The sequence below is a fragment of the Shewanella sp. SR1 genome (assembly GCF_020447145.1).
Lineage (GTDB): Bacteria > Pseudomonadota > Gammaproteobacteria > Enterobacterales > Shewanellaceae > Shewanella > Shewanella baltica.
The window spans coordinates 1-21,309 of the sequence record NZ_JAJAEF010000002.1 but is presented as its reverse complement, the minus strand read 5'-3'; the positions used below and the strand labels follow the sequence as shown (position 1 = coordinate 21,309).

Below are 21,309 nucleotides of genomic sequence, written 5' to 3'. Positions count from 1 at the left end.
ATGTTATATTTAAACTCAATTCAGCGAAATACTTGGGAAATTCATTTAAAATGAAGTCGTTAACTTTAAAAGAACTCATCAATAAACTATTGGACTTTAATTTATTTGTGTTAGTTAAATATTTTCAAATTACTTTGGTTGTTGCTACTTGTGCTCTTGTTGGCCTAGGTTCAATCTATATTTGGCGCAGTGTGCAAGAAAGTACTAAGCAAGTTAAAATTGGTCAACTTGAAGTTGAGTTCTTAAAAATAGAGCAAGAGCGTTATAAATTAAATTTGCCTTGCTTTGATGAAAGCACTGTAAATAGAGAAGAATTTGAGTTTTACGTAGAGCTAGACTCTTGCTTAAAAAGTAGAGATTTAACTGAGCATGAAGTCAAGGTCCTCAAAGCTATTTGGTCAGACGAGTTGTCAAGAGTAATGACTTTTTTTCAATCTTCGTACTATAAATCTGGTCCAGTTCCTCGATATTGTACTTATGATGGTCATTTAATGATCGTATGTAATAATGGCAACCGTTACACCATTGAACTTTGAAAATAAGCTAATCGTACCGTTGAATCTGTTTGTGTCTTAGAGTCAGCAGTTCTGCGAGTTCAAAAAACAGCCGAACTTTATCCTGCACCACCTCCATAAACACACTTATAAGCAACCCCCTGAACTTGATCAGTAATTACTCCATAATTATTTGATGTCATTATCACTGCGTTAGCTCCTCTAGAGTAAGCTGCATCCTTTAAGCGGATATGAGCTGCTCGTTTTCTTCCCCAAGGGGAGTGTAGAGTCACATCATAAGTGTCATTTACTGCGTCAATTGCTTCACAAGTTGCGTATTTTTTCATTTCATCAATGCTTTTATACTCGGTAACTTGTGCTGAAGTTTCTGTCGGTGTAGTTGAACACCCAGCAAGAGTTATCATCCCTGCTAATAATATGAATTTTATATACATAAATTAATCCTTTAAGAAATATTTTTGAACGGCATTACTTTACATTAAACAGCATCTGATTAAATTTTTTGAAAAAATCACTAACTGAAACGAAAATTAAGTGCTAAATAAAAATAATTTCTATGTAAAATTCATAAAATATATGTTTATTTAACAGTGCGCCATCAATGTATTGTATAATTTTTACTCGCAAACTCCTATTCATTTTAATTGGAATCAAAGTTACTGATATATTCATCTTGAACGGAAATAATCGAATGCTTGAAAATAATGCAAAATTATACCTTAATAGACGTACTATACTAAGACGCTAGGTGCTTGAAATGGATGCCTGAGATGATCAAAGAGTCGTTCTTAAAATCGCAAATAAATAAAGCAAAGAAGGAGCGCAAAACACCATCTTTCGTTAAGCGTTTAGTGCTTCTCTCGCTCGATGACGCGCTAGCAGCTCATTATTCAAATGAGCGGTCAATGAAATGTTTGCAATCTTCATTAGCTCTAGTTGCTTTGCTTGAGAAATTCAATATAAAAGCAACTATATGGAGTGGGCTGTATGCGTTTCAAAAATACCAGAAAATTCGGCCTTCCCCGCCAGTTGGAATGGCTTTTGGGGTGATGACCATCATGTTTTTTGCTGCACCGAGTTCGGGGAACTTATTGATCTAACTATTTCATACTTACACGAGCATCCAAACTCAAAACATCAAAAACAACTTCCGGTACCTGCTATTTGGTGGGAGGATATTGAAAGTTGGCCTTGCATCATAAGGTATCTTCCGGAAGGGCCTGTTAAGGTGCTATTGCCTGAAGTTGATATGATTGATCTTGAGTTATTCAAATCAGAAGCATTGGCAAACTTACAGAATCTCATCTCAACCATGGCGGTACAAAACGTCAAATACGGACCTATTCTAACCGGAAAAAATTCGTTGAATATACTTACAAATGAAGGCAATCAATGGCTGAACAAAAGTTTGATATTTCAACATCAGAATATTCCTTTTCCTGAATGGGTTTCCAATAAAGAATCGGAACTAATGAGAGAACATGCCAAATAAACACCTAACAATGCGCTCGTGTGGGACGCTGTGCCGCTGCGCATCACGCGCCCCACAGCTTGGGCGTTACCCCATAGAAATATTAATCTGAAACCAACTGATTAGAGTAAAAAAACTAACGCGTTTTTGTCCAAAAACGAGTTTGGTGAGGAGCAGTGGTTAGCCCACTTTGGAAGAACATCCAGTGGGCTAGATAGGTGTTACTTGATTGGTACTACTTGGCTTCTTTTTATCTTAGCGATTTCCTCTCGAAGCTCTGCATTCTCATATTCAAGGTCATCAATACGAGCCATTGCTTGAACAAGCTTATCGTTTAGGTGATGTTGTGCAGCCGCAAACAGAGCTAATTTTTCTCGCTCCGTTTCATACTTGGTCTTGAAATTATCCTTGATGCGCTTTTGTTCTTTGAGTTTGATGCGCACAGTTTGGATCTCTGGTTGGACTATTTCACCTTTTCCTGCCGCAAATTCAATTTTGGTCCGTTTAACCTTTTCGACAAAATCAGGGTAGTAATAACCGCTACCATTACCTAAATTCGCTTCTTCCTCGACAGCTCTTACACTAAGTTTACGGTGAGCGGGAATACGTTTAGGCATCCCCTGTTTAATGCGTTCTAGAGCCGCTTCTAATGCCAATAGTGTGTTTTCGCTCTTGTTCATAAGTTAGCTACCTTCAAATCAGGTTCAAAAGGAACAAAGGGCATATCAAAGTCAGCCATGACCTTCTCAGCGGCTCTTACTTGAGTGACATAGTGGCTATGTTCACTTACCGAAATTTCTTCTCCAGATTCCATATAAGCAACTAGACTACGGTGCTTTTTCTGCCACCACTTAGCCTGTTGCTCGTCAATGATGCTACTGGAAGAGCCGCAATCTATGCAGAACTGTGGTGCCACAACACCGTTCATATCGCAGTTGTAGCCATTTTTACAATAGCTGTGCAATGAGCCGTGCAGTGTTAGCTTGCCCTCCTTAACCGCCCTATAGATAACCTCCCAAGAGCTATAGATACTCGGTATTTCGCCGCGCATTTTCATGATTGCTTTACCGTGAGTTCCCGCGAGCTTTTCGTCCGAATGCCACTGCTTAAAAATCTTGTTCGCCGTTGATTCTGCATTGATGTCATTGAGCAGGTTTTTTACCTTTTCGTCTACCATTAAGTCCCGATAGCTCGCCAGCTTTCCGCCATTGGTGTACCACTCAGTCATGGCTAAATACAGGTGTTTAAACTGCTGCTTCAGTGCGACTAAGGTGCCAAAACGATTCTTAATACAATAAAACGCCAGTGTGCGCCTGAACTGGTGTGAGGTTAAAGGCCAAGGCTGGCCAACAGTCACCGATGCTTTTATTTTGTCCAATGAACGCGGGTTTGACTCAAGGCATTCCTGATAATCATCCTCGCTGACCACCATGTCTAATTGCTTGCAAAAGCGTTGCAAGCGGGCATTCCAGTTAGTTATCAACACTGGTGGCTTTGAGCGAGCGGTGTGATTTATCCAGAGTGACCCCGTGTACTTGGGATCAGGATAAACGGCTTCGGAGCGCCAGCGCTCGGTGAGAGTGGAGATCAGTTCAATAGCGTTTTTGGAAGATGCGGCGGTGACCCAGGTTTCGCGTTTTTCGCCCAGTTTAAAGGTGTGCGATTGCAGCATGTGGTAGTCACGTCCTTCAAAGGTGTCCTTGTAATAACTGTCAGAAGTGAGCTTGTCTAGCTCGGAGTCTCGCATGCCACTGAATCCTCCACACACGATATAGCTACTGGTAATCAGTTGCCCAAGGTAACGTTTGAAATCAGCTCCGTTGTTTAACATAACATTCGGCAGTTTTTCGGCTAATGGTGCAATGATGTCGAGAACGGAGTGGGGCTGATTCTCTTGCAGTGCCGATCCATATTTGTGGTAATCAATACCGCCATCAGTTTTCAAAAATGTGTACATGGCTCCTTGGGTAACCTTTTCATCGAGGGTACATTTACCTTCAAGGTAATTATCTTGTAGAGCATTTTCGGTTTGGGCAATTAACGTCCTAAATGGAAGGGCTTCTTCGATAAAATCAATCGCTTTACCGTAAATCGCATCACATAAGCGTTCAGGGATCACCAGCGTTTGTTGCTGTTGTCGGTCACAGAGTTTTTTTGCCTCAACTGATACCTTAAACGGTGCAGTAAAGCCTAGCGCTAATTGATGCCATGATGCGAATTCGATAGCTTTGTTGATAGCAATAAAACACAGTTCGATGGAGCTCTGTGAGTATTCCTTATCGACAAGATACGCGGTAAACGCCTGCCAGTGGCTCGGTGCTGATAGTGCTGCAAGAGAGGTGAGATTGTTAAAAGCAAGGAAACGGTAGGCGATTTTTAGATTTGCTACACGGGTACGAACGCTAGGGAAACTGGCCGCTTTTCGTTGTTTCGGACTTTTATTAAACAGCCAACCAAAGGTGAGCAGTTTTAGCTCCCGCTGTAGCGTTGACGCCTGTTCAAACTCTGAGAATCGGATGTTGTTGTTTGCTTTTTTTCGTGAGAACGGAAAGCAATCCCAATCGCAATCGCTAAAGGTGGCCGTGACCGCACCCGCTGTGTCTTTACAAATGATGACGGCATCCAGCTCGTCAAAACGTTGCTCTTGATACAGCCTAGCCACATCAGTATCGTGGATTTTGTGCTGTGCTGGAAAGTTGGCTTCATACAGATGGTCGGTTTGCATTATTTCATCTCCATATCGGCGCGAGGGATGAGGTTGAGGATGGAATCGGCTTCGCCCCAAGCAGGATGCAGACCATCGTCATCCAGGCGTGTCTCGGCTTGTTTGAATACCTTGGCATGGAGGTTAGGTAGTATTTTCTGGTCGATGAATGAAATAATCGCTTCGAAGTTGTTGCGGTAATGACTCGCATCAAGATGCAGATACAGCGATTCTTCGATACATGCTTTGAACGAGAGCAGGCACCAGATATCTGCCACCGACTGAACAATCACCTGATCGGGGCAACCAAAGCAAGCTAACAAATCGGCGCAGGCTAATCGCTCCCCCTCTTTGGCTAATCCGTGACGTCGAGCTTGTTTGGTATATTTCTCTGACTTTTCACCGAACGGATTGCTACAGCTTGACCCGCTTGATGTTCGGCTGAGGTTAGGCAGTTTGATGCTGTTTTCTTGTTCAATAACCAGAACATCAATTGCCAGGTTCTGCCTCGCTTGTGGGGTGGTCACCCTGCTTTTGACCTGCTCTTCTCTTATCGCCATTACATCTTGTAGCATGCCATTATTGGTTATTCTATTACCTTCACTGTAATGCTTCTTGCGGGTGTTGGGCGTGTTGTTCAGCATGATGTCGTTCGCCATGTCGCCCTGATGGAACGCGGTTAACTGGGCTCCAGTTTCGCGAAAGCGGCTTATCACCGGACGCAATCGACGACTCGTTTGATCAGTAAATGAAAAGTGTTTTTCCATCCAGTCAGCAAAGGCACGGAGTGTAGAAGGATTGATTGGCTGTACCTTATTGGTAACGATCGTTTGCAGCAGGGTGGCATGATCACCCGTATCAATCAGCATAGATGCTTCACGTAACTTATCGAAAAAGTCCAAGGCGTATTTGGGTATATCCAACTCATGACCACATATTTCCACCTGAATCGTTTTAAATGCGCGGCGTTTAAAGGCAGGCATGGTGTACCATGCCTCGCCCAGTGTCGTTGAGGCATTGTCAGGGTGGCTGAGTTGCAACAAGTTTCCGGTATTGCTATGGGTGTAATAGGCTAGCAGGAACGTCCCTGCGCACATCATCTTGCTTACACCGCCACACAAGTGGTATTGCTCACCCTGCCAGTGAAAGGTCATGGTGTGCACGTTCTTGTAGGCATCAAAATGTTTTTCTGGGAATGCAATAAATTGCTTGTGCGTCTGCTTAAAGACTTGTCGGAAAAACGGAAGCAGTTGATTTAAATCGCTACGGGTGTAAGCTTCGTAGGGCTTTGTATCGCTGTAACCTCTGACCACCACGTTATCAAAGTAATGAAACGACAAGTCAAGGTATTTGATAAACAGGATACTCATTTGTCCGCGTATCTGCGCATAGGTCGAGCTTTTCATCAAACCCAACATTACTCGGTCATTATGGTGAGACATATAGCCTTCAACAGAGCATTTGGTGAATGCGTTGACACTCTGCTTATCGCACCACCTGAGATATAAGGATGTGATAGAAAAGATCTTGTACAGGGAGTGATGGCTGCCGCCTTCTTCAATAGTTTTATCAAAACTCTGTTTTAACTGAAGAATAACGCTCTCTCGGTCAGCATCTTCAAATTGTCCGCCTTGTTGCAATAACTGCGTAGAGGGAAAGTGCTTGACCAGAAAACGGTTAAAGTCCGCTTTTTGAATGCCATATATGTCTAATTGAATACACAACTCTGGCTGCCAACCGCTGAGATATTCCACTTTACTCATTTTCACGTCCATGTTCGTCATGTAATGCGCTGTGCATAATGTTATCGAGGATGCCAAACTTGACCTTGAAAGCCTTTTTCCGTCTTAGAAAGCGCAAATACTTCCAGGTGGTCGATTCATTTTTATGTCCCATCCACGCCATCAACAGTTCCATACACTCAAGATCAAGGAGTCCGGCTTCGAGTAAGTCGCTGAGGCGATAAGTGCCATAGGTTGAGCGAAAATCGTGGAAACGGTGGATGAAGGTAGGGTGTGACTTTTTAATTACGCTGCGTAACTCTGACCACCTTGCTTCGATTGATTTTGCGGTTACCGGATTACCTTGTTCACTGACAAACAGAGGTTCGTGGCGCTCACAGCGCTCCAGCGCATCAACAGCTTCCTGCTTTAGCCCTAATGCCAATTCAAATAAATTATCCAGTTTATTATTGAGCTTTTTCACACGCTGTAAGCGCCGCTCGGAGGTGCGGTAATAATCTAACTGAGTTAATAGTTCGGCTGATATTTCAATGGTTCTTCGCTTGGCATATTTGGTTTGAACACCATTCAATTGCGGTGAAATTATCAGTTCATAGCGGTGCTCACTTTCAGCAAGTCGTATGGCAGTCTTTAATGCATCAAGGGTGAGTGTGGCGATTTCGTTGATCCGCATTCCGGTATCAATAGAAAGCAGCACTTGAAGGCGTAGTTCAATGGATGCTTGAGGCAGATGCGAGGTCAATATGTCCAGCGAATCATTACTCAGGGGTGTGAGCGGCCTTATGTTCTTACTGCTACTATCCCTCGGCACTTTAATTCGTAGATCACTGGTCTGTATGCTAAATGTTGGTGAAATATGTGCCAGCATCCCTGTGCTTTGAATGGAGACAAACTCTACTTTGAATGGAGCCTCTTTCTCGTTTTTGATCTTCAAGTAATCATCATGCATTAACCATTTGTAGTAGTTAACAATCTGGTTCATTCGCACGCTTGCTGTGCTGTACGCTAAGTCCCCATTCTTGATTTGTTTAAGCAAATGCGAACGAAAGAGGTAGGTTGGCTTTAATCGTTTAACAGGCAGAAAGTGATCCCAACGGAGGTTGTTGTCTTCAAGGAATTGGTAGTACGCCATCAATGCTTGAGAGCATGGAGAAAGGTCTTTCGCGGCCTTGATGGCTTTCTGGTAAAAGAGGTAGCTATTCGCTTCGTGGTTGAATGAACCATCTTGATTAAACAACGTCGGTAGTGAGCCAATATTTCCCGCTACAGGGCTACATTGATAGCTGCTATCAATGACCGATGACTCAGTCTGCTTGTACACGTCGCTCGATTGTATGAGATACATAAATCCCCCAGAAAACCACTGACCATACACAGTACAGTCAGTGAATAATTGTTTTCCAGATTTATTTATGTGTGTAAGATGCTTTTCCTACATCAACCCGTCATAGTAAGAAACTTTATTGCTCCCCTACACTTTTATGCCATTGCACCATCACTTTAACAAAGAGCACTATTTCACCGCCGATAGCTCGATAAACGCTGCGGTGTACATTTTTAGATTCAGCATAAATTGCTTATGGGTGATGAACTCTTTTTCGGTATGGCCAGTGTATTCCACGCCCGGCATGGCAGGGCCAAAACTTAAGGCATTGGGGAATAATTTACTGTTGGTTGAGCCGCCGATTGCAACGGGTTTAGGGTCGACTATGCCAGTGAAGTGGGCAAAAACATCAAGTAGGGTTTGTTGCTGTGGCGCACCTTTCATCACCATAGGCTCGCCCCAATAACTTTCGATATCAGCAAGCTGCACTTGGTGTTTATCCTGCCACAGGGCTAAGGCTTCACGGGCTTGCTGAGTGAGTAACTCTGGTGTTTTGCCGACGGGACGACGCAAGTTAATGGTCACCTCAGTGCCCTTCTGAGTTTGCACCACCACAGTTGGGGCTAAGGTCAGCGGTCCCATAAAATCATCTTTATAAGCTAAGTCACCAAACTGCTCGGCGTAAATGCCTAAACCCACCAGCTCGTTCATGGCGGCAACGGTTAAGGAGGCGCTGGTTTGCGGCCAAGGTTTATCATTCAACTCGGGACTTAATAATGCCGCTAAATGCGTCACGGCATTCACTCCATCTTCAGGAGTGGATGAATGGGCGGCTTTACCGTCGGCAAAGATATGTAAGTTACACAGCTTATCGACGCAATGGTTTTCAAAACGATATTTCATCCCCTGCTGCGCAGCGGCTCTGGTCTGTAACTTTGTCAGTAATGCGGGTGAAACCGCCTCAATTTCCGCCTTGGCCTGCTGCGGTACTTGGCTGGCAAAATAGCCACCAGAGAAAGCCGTTAACGTGGGCGCTTGAGTTGAAGCCTCTGCTTTCGCTTCTATATTGGAGATCGTAATATTGGGCACAGTAAAGGTAATCTTACTCCAACCTTTCTCGGCGGTAACCACGGGGTATTCGGCATCAATAGTAATGTTCATGTCCGCTGGCGTGTAGCTGGCTAAAAAGGTTTTCAGTGGTTCCCAGTCGGACTCTTCAGCAAGATAAACCAAGAGTTCAATACGTCTATCTCGCTTAATGTGTTTATCTTTAATCGCCTTCATCGCATACATGGCGGTGACAATGGCACCCTTGTCGTCCTCTGTGCCGCGGCCAATCAGTTTGCCCGATTCCGATTGAGTATCAAGCAGATAAGGGCTCTGCGCCCACAAGGCAGGATTAGCAGGTTGCACATCGCCGTGAGTGACTATGCCTAACTTTTTAGATTCATTGTTTACAGCCGAATTGGCATCTAAGCCAATCAACACCACATAGCCATGATCGGCATAATCTAAACCGAGCTCCTGACTGAGTTGCTTCAAACTCGACTTAAAGCCTACAAAGGCGGGATTGGTATCTGGCGTTTGCCCTTCAACCGCTTGGGTATTAAAACTCACCAACTGAGTCAAACTCTGCACCATAGCCGCATCGTATTTTGCGACCGCATAATCGGCGACCTTTAGTGCATTTTGGCTTAACTGGGGGACGTTTGTTTGAGCCGCTGTTGTTGCTGGCGCTGCAATACACTGCGGCATAACCCAGCTGGACGCAGTCAGTAATGCCAAAGATAACGCTCGACGCACGCGAGCATGTTGAATACCAGATTGAGACATAGAAGATCCTATTATTGTTATTCGTGTTTTAGGACCGTACTGCAAGAGACGGTTGAAAATGGATTAAGCTGGTTTACTGCAACGTGTTGCTTATACCAGTCATCTGCGACGTGTTTGCGGCTATTATCTTCGACTACAGCCTTGACCAATGATGTTGCCAATAAAGCGCACCGAGACCCGATAACAAGCCTCAGCCAGTTTGCCATATTATTTTGCTTAAAAGCCTGAAACAAAACATTTGTTACAAACTAAACACAAAATCAATGGAACCCCTAGTCCGATACATGTTAAACAGTCACATTAAGATAAATTAATGGTTTTAGCCGCGCGTAGACTTCAATTTTTGCTGAAATCCATGGCCATCATCAAACAATCACCCATAACAATAATCGACCTAACGGGGAACAAATAATGAAGGGACTAACCCTTAAACCGCAAGCCCGCACGGCTAAGCTCACGCTAAGTGCTATCGCTTTAGCCTTAACTTTGGGCGCTTGTAGCACACAACAACCCGAAGCCAGTGTTCAAGCAAACGCAGCACCCAATGCCGTGTCAGCGCAGATTATCAGTCAGAATGCGACCAATCCATTCTTCAAACCCTATGATACGTTTATGGAGATTCCGGCCTTTGATAAGATCAAGCCAGAGCACTTCCTCCCAGCCTTTAAAGCGGGCGTAGCTCAGCAACACGAGCAAATTCAAGCGATTGTTGATAATAAAGCCAAACCCACCTTCGCCAATACCATTGAAGCCATGGAGTTTTCTGGCGATCTAGTGACACGCGTTTCTAACGTCTTCTTTAACCTGACAGGCGCCGATACTACGCCAGCATTGCAAGCACTCTCAAAAGAAGTGTCGCCCATGCTATCGTCGGCCGAAGACGATATCCTGCTCAATGACAAACTGTTTCAAAAAGTCAAAGCCGTTCACGACGCGAAAGACAGCCTAAAACTCAGCACGGCCCAAGCCAAATTGTTGGAAGATACCTATAAATCTTTCACCCGTGGCGGCGCTAACTTAAGCGAACAAGATAAAACCAAACTGCGCGCATTGAACGAAGAAATCGGTAAACTCAATTTAGCCTTTGGTGACAATCTATTAGCCGAAACCAATGCCTTCGAATTAGTGGTTGATAGCAAAGCCGATCTCGCAGGTTTACCCGCTGATGTGATTGCGACCGCTTTTGAAACTGCGAAAAAACGTGGCCATGAAGGCAAGTGGGTATTTACCACTTCTCGCCCTTCTATCACGCCGTTTTTAACCTATGCCGATAACCGCCAGTTACGTGAAAAACTCTATAAAGGCTATATCGAGCGCGGTAACAACAATAACGCCAACGATAACAAGATTATCCTCGCGAAGATTGCCGCCCTGCGTGCTGAACGTGCTCAACTGATGGGCTATAAAACCCATGCCGATTTCGTGTTAGAAGAACGCACAGCTAAAACGCCAGAAAACGTCTATGGCTTACTCAACAAGGTATGGCCAGCGGCATTAGCCCAAGCCAAAAACGAAGTGGCTGATATGCAAGCCATGATTGACGCGCAAGGTGGAAAATTTAAGCTGCAAGCGTGGGACTGGGATTACTATGCCGACAAAATTCGTGTCGCTAAGTACAGCTTTAACGAGCAACAAACCCGCCCGTATTTCTCCCTCGACAGTACATTAAAAGGCGTGTTCTACACGGCTAATCGTTTATACGGTTTGACCTTTAAAGAGCGTACCGACTTACCCAAATACAATGCAGAAGTCCGTACTTGGGAAGTTTACGATAAAGACGGCAAGCTGATGGCCATCTTTATGGGTGACTATTTCACCCGCGACAGCAAACGTGGCGGCGCTTGGATGAACTCCTTCCGCAAGCAATACCATATGAATGGCGTTGATTCTAAACCTATTATTGTTAACGTATTGAACTACCCTCGCCCAGCGGGCAGTGAGCCAGCGCTGCTGACCTTCGATGAAGCCAGCACCCTATTCCACGAATTTGGCCACGCCCTACACGGCATGTTATCAAACGTGGAATATCGCTCACAGGGTGGCACCGCCGTACCTCGCGATTACGTTGAGTTCCCATCGCAAGTGAATGAAAACTGGATGACTCAGCCAGAAGTGTTAGCCCAATTTGCCAAGCACTACAAAACCGGCGAAGTGATCCCGCAAGAGCTAGTGAAGAAAATCCAAGCGGCCAGCAAGTTCAACCAAGGCTTTGCCACCGTTGAATACATGGCGGCCACTAAGCTCGATTTAGATTGGCACACATTAACCGACACCACGCCAAAGGATGCGGCCAAGTTTGAAGCGGACTCGTTAGCGGCAATGGGACTGATTGAAGAAATAAGCCCACGCTATCGCAGCACTTATTTCTCGCATATTTTCGCGGGCGGTTATTCAGCAGGCTACTACAGCTACCTGTGGTCGGATATTTTAGGCGCGGATGCTTTCGAAGCCTTTAAAGAAAACGGCATTTTCGACAAGGCTACTGCGGACTCCTTCCGTAATAATATCCTGTCGAAAGGTGGCAGCGATGATCCTATGCTGATGTATAAAAACTTCCGCGGTAAAGAAGCCGGCATAGAGCCGCTGCTGCGTAGCCGCGGATTACTGGCCGAGTAACATCGCCAATCATTTGCCAAAGGCAAGATAAACAACGGGAGCTTCGGCTCCCGTTTTCTTATAATTTTATTCAGCAACTTCTACAATAACCTATTAATTGGCTCAATATTTTAGTACTGTGTTGCCGCATATAAGGATATTTTTAAAATTATCAATGGAAATGATTATGTCTAATGCCCTACTAAGCTCTCCATTTCAAGCAAATAAAGAAAAACTGCTCACACTGCGATGACAGAACGAACTCAATACCACTCGAATATTCAAAGCTCTGGATGCTGACCCAAATACAATTGGTGCCGAAGTGGTTTTTATAGACTATGAATATTCCCTATGATTCCTTTATGCCACTAATATCCCATTCGATTAATATTACGAGAATGTAAAGATACAGTAAGTACCAGCTTTAGCTTTAGCCTTAACCTTAACCTTAGCAATAAGGCGTACAGGTAGAAAAATCAACAACCTAACAATAGTCAGCTATAAGGAATTCAGAGTCTATGTCAGATAATTTTTTTGAGAAACATGACTTATCTATCGGCGTGTTTGTCGTTGGTATTGCAGTCATCATGTTCCTTATGTTTGGCGCGGGAGCGATCGGCCCTTTACTTTTCCTTACGATTGAAACGCTATTCGGTAAATTAACACACGAAGAGTTTGGTATCCTTTTCGCATCAAGTATAGTGATCATGACCCTGAGTATTGTTATACCAAACGTATTAATTATACGAGGTAGACCTCGAGCAGTTAAAATCAATAAAATAAACGTCTATTTTCAACTCATTTGTTACTTACTGTTTTTATTAGTACTTGAACACAAACAAACCTGGATTTTTCTCTGCTTTGTTATTTTTCCGTTATTAGCGAACTGGTTAATGTCGTCTGCTAAATATCTAACCTTCCTTGCCTTTTACGAAACTCTACGCAAGGATCCAATCGTGTTTAGACAAAGCTTAGCAAAACGAATATTTAAGTAAGCACAGTAAATACAAGCTCTATTATCTAATATTAGTTTAAGTATATTTATCATTAGAAAACATTAACAACACGCCATAATATAACCAAAAAAATATAATGGGTGACGATAAGCAATTAGGTGTCGATGTCAGATAAATTTTGAAAAACATAACTTTTCTATCATAATTGTCGACAAGGTTACTGCGGATCTCATCCGTAATCATATCCTTTTTAAAGGCGGATTCGTAAAGGTTGGTACGTTTCCGCTTCACATGTTAACCCACTTTAATTCACCGCTTAGGCGACATTAAATCTTCAATAGAGTTATATGATGAATATTGAGATGGTAGAAAAAGCAGATCATCTTAGTCTGCTCGATATTTGGGAAGCCTCGGTAAGAGCAACCCATGACTTTTTAGCAGAAGAAGATCTACAACAATTAAAGCCGCTGATCCTCGAACAGTATTTTGATGCCGTTCACTTAAAGTGCGCTAAAAATGACAATGGAGAAATATTCGGATTCTGCGGCGTACATGATGGCAATATTGAAATGCTGTTCATCTCACCTGACGCGCGCGGAAAAGGGATTGGTTCGATGCTAGCGACACATGCCATTAAAGAACTGGGAGCCACAAAGGTGGATGTTAATGAGCAGAATCAACAAGCATTAGGTTTTTACCAACATATTGGTTTTTCAGTAACGGGTCGCTCACCCGTTGATGGACAGGGTAAACCTTATCCGCTGTTGCATATGGCGTTATATTCCATTGAGGAATTGTCTATGTAACCTGATTCAATCGATGAGAATAGGATTGGAGAGTATCCAGCTGAAACAAAATCAGGCGGCGGTTATTTTTATGATCAAGTCCTAGAATATCGTGTTTGGTGTCGCCCTTGGCAAGGTGCTCCAGATGAATTTGATGGTGAAATCTACTATTACGCATTTCATACTTATAATGAAGCACTTAAATTTTCAAATGAAACTGACGGTTCTGAATCGCCTTTAGTACTTGTTAAACAGCTTGAATGGATTGATGAACCTGAAGCTGGAAAATTCATTCATAAAACGGGTGAGCGCCTAACAGAATGGAGGATTGAGTGGCTATTAGAGAGTCAACGTAAGGAGGACACTATTGCTAACTTTATGCGTGAAAATCAAATATAAACATTTGATTAAGATAATAAAGTGGTTCAATGCTGCCTTTCACCAACATTTCAACAAACTATTTTGGAACTGTGATTAGCGCGTTATCGGTAGATTTCCCCATCCTCTAACTTCCTGTCTTGAAAAAATGATGAATAAATCCGCCCCGACATCAATAAAAAGGCTTGCTAGGTTTCCCTAACAAGCCTTTGGGCCTTTTTACAACGAATCGATTAGTCGACTAAACCGCGGCGCTTTAACAGTGCATCTGTTGTCGGTTTTTTACCGGTAAAGTGAATGTAATCTTGCATGAGATCTTCACTGTTACCTTTAGATAAGACTTCCTTACGGAATTTGTCACCATTATCGGCTTTTAATCCACCATGCTCGCCCATATAGGCAAAGGCATCGGCGGCAAACACTTCGGTCCACAAATACGCGTAATATCCAGCTGAATAACCACCGGAGAAGGCATGGCTGAAGTAGCTCGACTTATAACGCGGGGGAATTGGCGCAAAATCGAGGCCGTGTTTAGCTAACACTTGGTGTTCAAACTTCTCTACATCGCTAATTTGAGTATCGGCGCTGATAGAGTGCCATTCCATATCTAACAAGGCAGCCGACAGATACTCAACGGTATCAAAACCTTGGCCAAACTTATTTGAGGCTAAGATTTTATCGAGCAGTGCCTTAGGAATTGGCTCACCCGTTTTGTAGTGTTTGGCATAGTTAGCAATCACAGCTGGGTCGATATTCCAATCTTCGTTAACCTGGGATGGGAACTCAACAAAGTCACGTGCGGTTGATGTGCCAGCCACGCTTGGGTATTTCACCTGCGAGAATAAACCGTGAACCGCATGACCCATTTCATGGAACATAGTGGTCACTTCATCGAAGGTCATTAACGTTGGGCCATCGGCTGGCTTAGGAATATTCAGCGCGTTATAAACAACGGGCTTAGTGCCAAGCAGACCGCTTTGGGTGACGAACTCATCCATCCACGCGCCGCCGCCTTTGCCTTCACGGGCATAAGGGTCAAGGTAGAATAAGCCAATAGAGCTGTTGTCTTTATCAAAGACTTCAAAGGCTAAAACATCGGGATTCCACACGGGTAAATCGGTACGCGCTTTTAAGCTGATGCCATACAATTTATGCATCGCGAAAAACAGCCCGTCTTGCAGCACAGTATTAAACTCGAAATAAGGCTTGATGCTGCTTTCGTCGAGATCGTATTTCTCTTTACGCACTTTGTCGGCGTAATAAGCCCAATCCCAAGGTTGCAGTTCGAAATCACCGCCCGCCTTTTTGATTTCAGCTTGAATATCAGCCGCTTCTACTTTGGCACGTGCTAAGGCTTTTGGTGCTAAATCGTCGAGGATTTCATACACAGCGGCTGGGGTTTTCGCCATTTGATCGGCAACCGCATAGGATGCCCAAGTATCGAATCCCAATAAGTTGGCTTTTTTAGCCCGAATTTGCGCCATTTTAACAATCAATGGGCCATTGGTTGCAACAGCTCTGTGCGCCGAAGTTTCCCACACTTTTTGGCGTAGTTCACGGTTGCTCAGGCTAGAAAGCACAGGCTGGCGAGTCGTGTTCACTAAGGTAATCAAATAGCCCTCTTTTCCAGCAGCTTTGGCGGCAGCGGCTAAGGTGGCGATTTCGCTGTCAGATAAACCGGCTAACTTGGCTTTATCAGTCACAACAATCACATCATCTTTAAATGATTTTAAGCTGTTTTGTGAAAAGTCCGTCGCTAAGGTTGCAAGCTCGGCGTTAAAGTCGCGCATCTTAGTTTTATCTTCAGCCGACAATTTCGCGCCAGCGCGAACAAACTGCTCATAGTAGTATTCAACTAGACGCTGATCTTCCGCATTTAAGCTGCTCTTTTGTTGATATACCGCTTCAACACGGGCAAATAACGTCGGATCGAGATAAATATTATCACGATGGGCAGATAGCTTAGGTGCAAGATCTGCTTCGGTTTTCTGGAAATCATCATCAGAAATCAGACCGGCGAGATTAAAGAAGGTCCGCGACACCCGCGTTAATAATTCACCTGAGGTTTCCATCGCCAGAATGGTGTTGTCAAAACTGGCCGCTTGCTTGTTATTCACAATGGCAGCGATTTCAGCATCATGGGCTTTAATGCCTTGCTCGAAGGCAGGAGCATAATCTGCAGTATGGATAAGGTTAAATTGTGGCGCTTGATCCTGCAGTGGACTCTTGCTCAGCAACACGTTGGTTGCTTGCGCTTTAGCAGCGGTTTGAGTCGCTACGGCATTTTTAGCTTCATTGGCACTGGCGGCTGGCTTGTCTGAACAAGCGCCAAGTAACAAAGCCGCGGCCACGGCTGTGGTAATAACGGACTTACGCATATTAACTCCCTTGGATGTTGCTGCCCTTTCGTTTGTATTTTTAAGGTGAAAGGTGCGCGCTAACGGATTTTGGCTTTCAGTTTAAAACAGTCTGAGTCAACGAACGCTTGTTGCTACGGTCGTCAATTTCGATGAACTACCTTAACAAGTTACGCGCATTTCAGCCAAGTTTTACCCCACCACTGCGGCGCTAATTTGTATCACTTTATGTGTATTTCGAGTCTATATGTGCCTATGCCAACGCTTAGCTACACCTAAGGCGCAGCAATCAGTGTTAAGCGCTTGCAAGCAGAAATGATGAGGATTAGCTAAAATTCAATGTAAAAAGAATTATTTAAAACAATCCAATTGGATTTTTTAAGCCAAATATTCTCAACATAGAAAGCAGCATAAGCAAATAAAACACCGTTTCTATAACAAATATTAATTCTTCTTAATAAACTTTTTGCTGTGCTTATTTAAACCTCAATGTAACAAATACACAGGCCAAATGGCTCATTATTTAGGCAGACGCACTCTGAGTCACAATTTGAAACAGCTTTTCTCCGATTAATGTCACATTCAGATCATCAAATGTCTTTATAATTCCCGCTCGTTAACTTAGCGACAAATTAACCTAACAGTTAAATGACGCTGAATTAACGGGATGATGGGCATGCTCTTGACGGAACATGCGTTGGGGTCAAATAAATATAAATAGAGATAACTATGTTAAATAAGAAAATACTCGCAGTGATGATCACTGCCGCCCTTGGTGTCAGCGCCTGTAATTCTGATGACGACAAAGTCGTTCAAGCCGATTTACGGGTACTCGAAACCACAGATCTACACACAAATATCATGGATTTCAACTACTACAGTGGTAAAGACGATCCGACTATCGGTCTTGCCCGCACTGCAAGCTTGATCCACGCTGCACGCAGCGAAGCCAAGAATAGCGTCCTCGTTGATAACGGCGATCTGCTGCAAGGTAGCCCTATGGGCGATTATATGGCCAAAGTTGGCCTGCAAATGGGCGATGTTCACCCTGCATATAAAGCCATGAACCTATTAGATTATGAAGTCGGCAATATCGGTAATCATGAATTTAACTATGGTTTAGATTTCTTAAATAAATCCATTAGTGGTGCAGATTTCCCTTATATCAACTCAAACGTTTATTGCGCCGACGATAATGGTTGCTGGAAAGAAGTTAAAAAAGGTGAGCATTTATTCACCCCTTATATCATCAAACAAAAAATTATTATCGACAGCGAAGGCAATAATCAAACCATTAACATTGGTTATATTGGTTTTGTGCCACCGCAAATTCTATTGTGGGATAAACAAAATCTGACGGGAAAAGTGACGGTTGAAGATATCGTTACCACCGCGAAAAAATATGTTCCCGAAATGAAAGCCAAAGGGGCCGATATCATTATCGCCATTCCACACTCTGGCATTGGTTCGACGGAAAATCCTGGCGATCCTATGGCTGAAAACGCCACTTACGCTTTGACTTATGTTGACGGTATCGATGCGATTCTATTCGGCCACAGCCACTCTATCTTCCCAGATGCTAAGTATGCTGACTTACCCAATACCGATGTCACTAAAGGCCTACTGAACGGCGTCCCCGCAGTGATGCCAGGTCGTTGGGGTGATAACTTAGGGGTGGTTGACTTTAAACTCGAACGTAGAGATGACAAGTGGCATGTCCTTAGTGCCAAAACGCAAGCTCGCCCTATCTATGATGGCGCAAATAAAGCCCCATTAGTTGAAGCGGATGCTGCTATTCACGATGCAGTCGCAGCCGAGCACCAAGGTACCCTCGCCTTTGTGGATGAACCTATCGGTGTCGCCGCGGCGGACATGTATAGCTTCCTTACCTTAGTGCAGGACGATCCAACGGTACAAATCGTTTCCGATGCGCAAATCGCTAACGTGAAAGCGAAATTACCTGCAGCATTAAAAGGGCTGCCAGTACTGTCAGCCTCTGCACCTTTTAAAGCGGGCGGTCGCCACGGTACAACCAGCGATGCCGATCAATTTGTGCAAGTCGATAAAGGTCCACTGACCTTCAAAAACGCCGCCGATCTGTACCTGTATCCCAATACTATGGTGGCAGTCAAAGCAACGGGCGCCGAATTGAAAGATTGGCTTGAGTGCTCAGCCAACCAGTTCAATCAAATCGACCCCGCAAAAACCACCCCACAAGAGTTAATCAACTGGGATGGCCATCCAACCTATAACTTCGACGTACTCGATGGCTTAACTTACAAAATTGATGTCACTCAACCGAACAAGTTTGACCGCGATTGCGCCGTTGTTAATGCCAACGCAAACCGTATCGTTGATTTAAGCTATAAAGACGAAAACGGTAAAGTCATCACAGGTGAAGAATTTGCCGCGAAAGAGTTTATCGTCGCCTCAAATAACTATCGCGCCTTTGGTGGTAAGTTTGCCGGTACGGGTAGCGACCATGTCGTGCTTGAACTGCCCGATACCAACCGTGAAGCGTTAGCGGCTTATATCACAGCGCAATCTCAATACAACGAAACCACGGGTAAGTACGAAGGTATGGTCAATCCAAGTGCCGATTACAACTGGGATTTCAAAACCATCACTACTAACGTCACATTAGACGTTCGCTTCGAAACCCAAGACAGTGACAAAGCCGCTGCCTTTATCGAAGCCAATAAACAACGTGAAATGAAGAAGATCAGCAAGGATGAACTGGGTTTCGCCGTTTATAGCATCAACCTAACCAAATAAGCGTTCGATCCCGAAATATCATGCTCAAAAAGGCTCCTCGTGAGCCTTTTTTATTCCCTACAGATTAAATTAACGCTAATCTGCGCGCTATAAACGGCGTGTCGCCATTTAGTTCATCTTGCTCCACACTAAAGGTTAAACCTGCTTTGTGTCGTCAGAAATCTACCTTATTATTTAGCGGCGTCCTCGCAACAACAGAGAAAGCTTATGAAATATCAATCAATCTTATGTGCCACCGCGTTAATGCTGGTTGCAGTGCAGCCTGCAACGGCCGATGTTAATCTCAATCTGCCTAAAAATGCTGAAGTGTTAACGGTCAATGGCAAGCCAGCAGTAAAGAGTAGCAACCTTGTTTTAGCCGATGGTATCAATCAAATTGCCTTCCGTTATGCCGCGCAATACAGGCAACAAGCTGACTCAGTGCATTATCTATCCGACGTGCTCATCGTCCGTTTTGATGCGTCAGCACAAACACTTACCCTGACACTTCCCGCCATCAACTCAGCCAGAGATGCCAAGAAATTTGATGAGTCACCCAAGCTGACACTATCAAATACTCAAGATGAAGCAGTGAGTTTTACCAGCGATAAATTGATTAAGAATGGGATCCAACTGGGACGGGATTTCGAACACGAGATACTGCAGTACAACCTTAGCAATCATCCGGCTTCATTAAATCTCTCTATGAATACCGCGACAACACAACCAAACGACGCCATTGCACCAGTATTGGCAAGCCAACCACAAATACGCCAAACAGCAGCAGTCACATCCACGAACTTGATCGCGCCAGCAGTGATGTCGTCAGCTGCCGCAGCGGTAAATGACAAAGCTCAGCCAACGACTTCAGTGACATCTACAACCGCACCTAGCCAAGCTGAAATCAGTCAAATGCTTGATTACTGGTACAAACAAGCTAACGACAATACCAAAGCCAGCTTCAAAGCCAAAATCAATAAAGAGTGATCCATAAAGCACGCTCGCGTTGTAGAGGATATTTGTCCTCCAACCATCAACAACGCTTCGGCTATCTATTTCAGACCGCCAGCTTAGTGTCACATATGAACTGGCGGCTCTATTCAGTTCGTAAAATTAGAACTTAGTAAAACTTAAGCTCATTAAAAATGCGCCCAGTAAACCATTCCCACTTCACAGCTTAATGTTATTTCAAACAATGAAACGGTTTCAAAACGCTAAAAAATGTAAATTCTAGACACAAAAAAGCCAGCTTATTCAGCTGGCTTCGTTATATCTTCACAAGACTCTTTTCCAGACCATGCTAGGCACTTGGTGATGGCCTACTGTCTTTTATCCCTGAAGGGGATACATCGGTGCGAGACACAGGGATGTGTCGAATATCAAAAATGCATGGGCGCTATTGTTGACCAAGCTTAGCGGCGGGTGACCGTTATGAAGGGTGGAAGTGTAAATATTAGAGGAGCATTTATTGACCGACATAGAGGTAAGTTTTCGCGAAGCGTATAAACACAAAAGCCCTAGCGGTTTAGGCTAGGGCTTTTGTGTTTATTTGGATGCTTGGCGATGACCTACTCTCACATGGGGAGACCCCACACTACCATCGGCGCGTTTGCGTTTCACTTCTGAGTTCGGGATGGGATCAGGTGGTTCCACAAGGCTATTGTCACCAAGCAAATTCTGTTTATTACCGTGTCCATCTCTGGACCACGTTAATAATAATTCGGAAAGCTGATTTGCTTTGTTTGAGTTCACACTTCATCAAGTGTCGATATTCTGTCTAAGGCTTTCAGTAAAACCCATCTGGGTTGTATGGTTAAGCCTCTCGAGTCATTAGTACATGTTAGCTCAACGCCTCACAACGCTTACACACCATGCCTATCAACGTCCTAGTCTCG

The 21,309-nt window shown here is 44.0% G+C and carries 15 protein-coding genes and 2 rRNA genes; 8 read left to right on the top strand and 9 right to left on the bottom strand.

The window, feature by feature from the left end:
• Positions 1–50: 50 nt before the first annotated feature.
• The gene (locus KV201_RS01985) at positions 51–536 is read left to right on the top strand and encodes a hypothetical protein (protein WP_126491704.1); all 486 of its coding nucleotides are present in this window, start codon (positions 51–53) and stop codon (positions 534–536) included.
• 77 nt (positions 537–613) lie between these two features.
• On the opposite strand, the gene KV201_RS01980 is transcribed toward KV201_RS01985, so the two are convergent.
• On the bottom strand, positions 614–949 hold the full coding sequence (locus KV201_RS01980) for a hypothetical protein (protein ID WP_126491703.1): 336 nt from the start codon (positions 947–949) through the stop codon (positions 614–616).
• Between the two features lie 539 nt (positions 950–1,488).
• Between KV201_RS01980 and KV201_RS01975 the strand changes: the two genes are divergently transcribed.
• Positions 1,489–2,007, top strand: a complete 519-nt coding sequence (locus KV201_RS01975) for a hypothetical protein (RefSeq protein WP_226058376.1) — start codon at positions 1,489–1,491, stop codon at positions 2,005–2,007.
• A 200-nt stretch (positions 2,008–2,207) separates the two neighbouring features.
• On the opposite strand, the gene KV201_RS01970 is transcribed toward KV201_RS01975, so the two are convergent.
• The 5 genes from KV201_RS01970 to KV201_RS01950 all read right to left on the bottom strand — a co-directional run bounded on the left by KV201_RS01970 (position 2,208) and on the right by KV201_RS01950 (position 9,589).
• Complete coding sequence (locus KV201_RS01970; protein ID WP_126491700.1) at positions 2,208–2,666, bottom strand: hypothetical protein; 459 nt, start codon at positions 2,664–2,666, stop codon at positions 2,208–2,210.
• A complete protein-coding gene (locus tag KV201_RS01965) occupies positions 2,663–4,711 on the bottom strand; it encodes a hypothetical protein (RefSeq protein ID WP_069453493.1) in 2,049 nt (682 codons plus the stop codon). The genes KV201_RS01970 and KV201_RS01965 overlap by 4 nt, the downstream gene beginning before the upstream one ends.
• Entirely contained in the window at positions 4,711–6,453 is a 1,743-nt protein-coding gene (locus KV201_RS01960; RefSeq protein WP_069453494.1) for a hypothetical protein, read from the bottom strand. Before KV201_RS01960 ends, KV201_RS01965 begins: the two co-directional genes overlap by 1 nt.
• A complete protein-coding gene (locus KV201_RS01955; protein ID WP_226058375.1) occupies positions 6,446–7,753 on the bottom strand; it encodes a tyrosine-type recombinase/integrase in 1,308 nt (435 codons plus the stop codon). The genes KV201_RS01960 and KV201_RS01955 overlap by 8 nt, the downstream gene beginning before the upstream one ends.
• A 192-nt stretch (positions 7,754–7,945) precedes the next feature.
• Positions 7,946–9,589 carry a dipeptidase gene (locus KV201_RS01950; RefSeq protein WP_226058374.1) on the bottom strand — a complete coding sequence of 548 codons (1,644 nt, stop codon included), beginning with the start codon at positions 9,587–9,589 and terminating at the stop codon, positions 7,946–7,948.
• Between the two features lie 411 nt (positions 9,590–10,000).
• Here KV201_RS01950 and KV201_RS01945 point away from each other — a divergent pair, with 411 nt between their 5' ends.
• The 4 genes from KV201_RS01945 to KV201_RS22595 all read left to right on the top strand — a co-directional run bounded on the left by KV201_RS01945 (position 10,001) and on the right by KV201_RS22595 (position 14,324).
• Positions 10,001–12,205 carry a M3 family metallopeptidase gene (locus KV201_RS01945; RefSeq protein WP_226058373.1) on the top strand — a complete coding sequence of 735 codons (2,205 nt, stop codon included), beginning with the start codon at positions 10,001–10,003 and terminating at the stop codon, positions 12,203–12,205.
• Between the two features lie 497 nt (positions 12,206–12,702).
• The gene (locus tag KV201_RS01940) at positions 12,703–13,179 is read left to right on the top strand and encodes a hypothetical protein (RefSeq protein WP_012587399.1); all 477 of its coding nucleotides are present in this window, start codon (positions 12,703–12,705) and stop codon (positions 13,177–13,179) included.
• Positions 13,180–13,490: 311 nt separating this feature from the next.
• Positions 13,491–13,946, top strand: coding sequence for an acetyltransferase (locus tag KV201_RS01935; RefSeq protein ID WP_226058497.1), 456 nt, complete (start codon positions 13,491–13,493; stop codon positions 13,944–13,946).
• Between the two features lie 9 nt (positions 13,947–13,955).
• Positions 13,956–14,324, top strand: coding sequence for a GCN5 family acetyltransferase (locus KV201_RS22595; RefSeq protein WP_319000205.1), 369 nt, complete (start codon positions 13,956–13,958; stop codon positions 14,322–14,324).
• A 212-nt stretch (positions 14,325–14,536) separates the two neighbouring features.
• Here the strand turns inward: KV201_RS22595 and KV201_RS01930 are convergent, their stop codons facing one another.
• Complete coding sequence (locus tag KV201_RS01930; protein WP_226058372.1) at positions 14,537–16,681, bottom strand: M3 family metallopeptidase; 2,145 nt, start codon at positions 16,679–16,681, stop codon at positions 14,537–14,539.
• 708 nt (positions 16,682–17,389) lie between these two features.
• On the opposite strand from KV201_RS01930, the gene KV201_RS01925 reads away from it, so the two are divergent.
• Both KV201_RS01925 and KV201_RS01920 read left to right on the top strand, forming a co-directional pair.
• Positions 17,390–19,435: a bifunctional 2',3'-cyclic-nucleotide 2'-phosphodiesterase/3'-nucleotidase gene (locus tag KV201_RS01925; RefSeq protein ID WP_226058371.1), complete on the top strand. Its 2,046-nt coding sequence runs from the start codon at positions 17,390–17,392 to the stop codon at positions 19,433–19,435.
• Between the two features lie 207 nt (positions 19,436–19,642).
• The gene (locus tag KV201_RS01920) at positions 19,643–20,401 is read left to right on the top strand and encodes a DUF2057 domain-containing protein (RefSeq protein ID WP_226058370.1); all 759 of its coding nucleotides are present in this window, start codon (positions 19,643–19,645) and stop codon (positions 20,399–20,401) included.
• Positions 20,402–20,969: 568 nt separating this feature from the next.
• Here the strand turns inward: KV201_RS01920 and rrf are convergent.
• Positions 20,970–21,085, bottom strand: a 5S ribosomal RNA gene (gene rrf, locus KV201_RS01915).
• A gap of 138 nt (positions 21,086–21,223) precedes the next feature.
• Positions 21,224–21,309: ribosomal RNA gene (locus KV201_RS01910) — 23S ribosomal RNA — on the bottom strand; the annotation flags it as partial.

Bases quoted from the DNA above. Each gene is read 5' to 3' on its own strand.
- KV201_RS01985 (WP_126491704.1), top strand. From the start codon at position 51: ATGAAGTCGTTAACTTTAAAAGAACTCATCAATAAACTATTGGACTTT.
- KV201_RS01980 (WP_126491703.1), bottom strand. From the start codon at position 949: ATGTATATAAAATTCATATTATTAGCAGGGATGATAACTCTTGCTGGG.
- KV201_RS01975 (WP_226058376.1), top strand. From the start codon at position 1,489: ATGGAGTGGGCTGTATGCGTTTCAAAAATACCAGAAAATTCGGCCTTC.
- KV201_RS01970 (WP_126491700.1), bottom strand. From the start codon at position 2,666: ATGAACAAGAGCGAAAACACACTATTGGCATTAGAAGCGGCTCTAGAA.
- KV201_RS01965 (WP_069453493.1), bottom strand. From the start codon at position 4,711: ATGCAAACCGACCATCTGTATGAAGCCAACTTTCCAGCACAGCACAAA.
- KV201_RS01960 (WP_069453494.1), bottom strand. From the start codon at position 6,453: ATGAGTAAAGTGGAATATCTCAGCGGTTGGCAGCCAGAGTTGTGTATT.
- KV201_RS01950 (WP_226058374.1), bottom strand. From the start codon at position 9,589: ATGTCTCAATCTGGTATTCAACATGCTCGCGTGCGTCGAGCGTTATCT.
- KV201_RS01945 (WP_226058373.1), top strand. From the start codon at position 10,001: ATGAAGGGACTAACCCTTAAACCGCAAGCCCGCACGGCTAAGCTCACG.
- KV201_RS01940 (WP_012587399.1), top strand. From the start codon at position 12,703: ATGTCAGATAATTTTTTTGAGAAACATGACTTATCTATCGGCGTGTTT.
- KV201_RS01935 (WP_226058497.1), top strand. From the start codon at position 13,491: ATGAATATTGAGATGGTAGAAAAAGCAGATCATCTTAGTCTGCTCGAT.
- KV201_RS01930 (WP_226058372.1), bottom strand. From the start codon at position 16,681: ATGCGTAAGTCCGTTATTACCACAGCCGTGGCCGCGGCTTTGTTACTT.
- KV201_RS01925 (WP_226058371.1), top strand. From the start codon at position 17,390: ATGTTAAATAAGAAAATACTCGCAGTGATGATCACTGCCGCCCTTGGT.
- KV201_RS01920 (WP_226058370.1), top strand. From the start codon at position 19,643: ATGAAATATCAATCAATCTTATGTGCCACCGCGTTAATGCTGGTTGCA.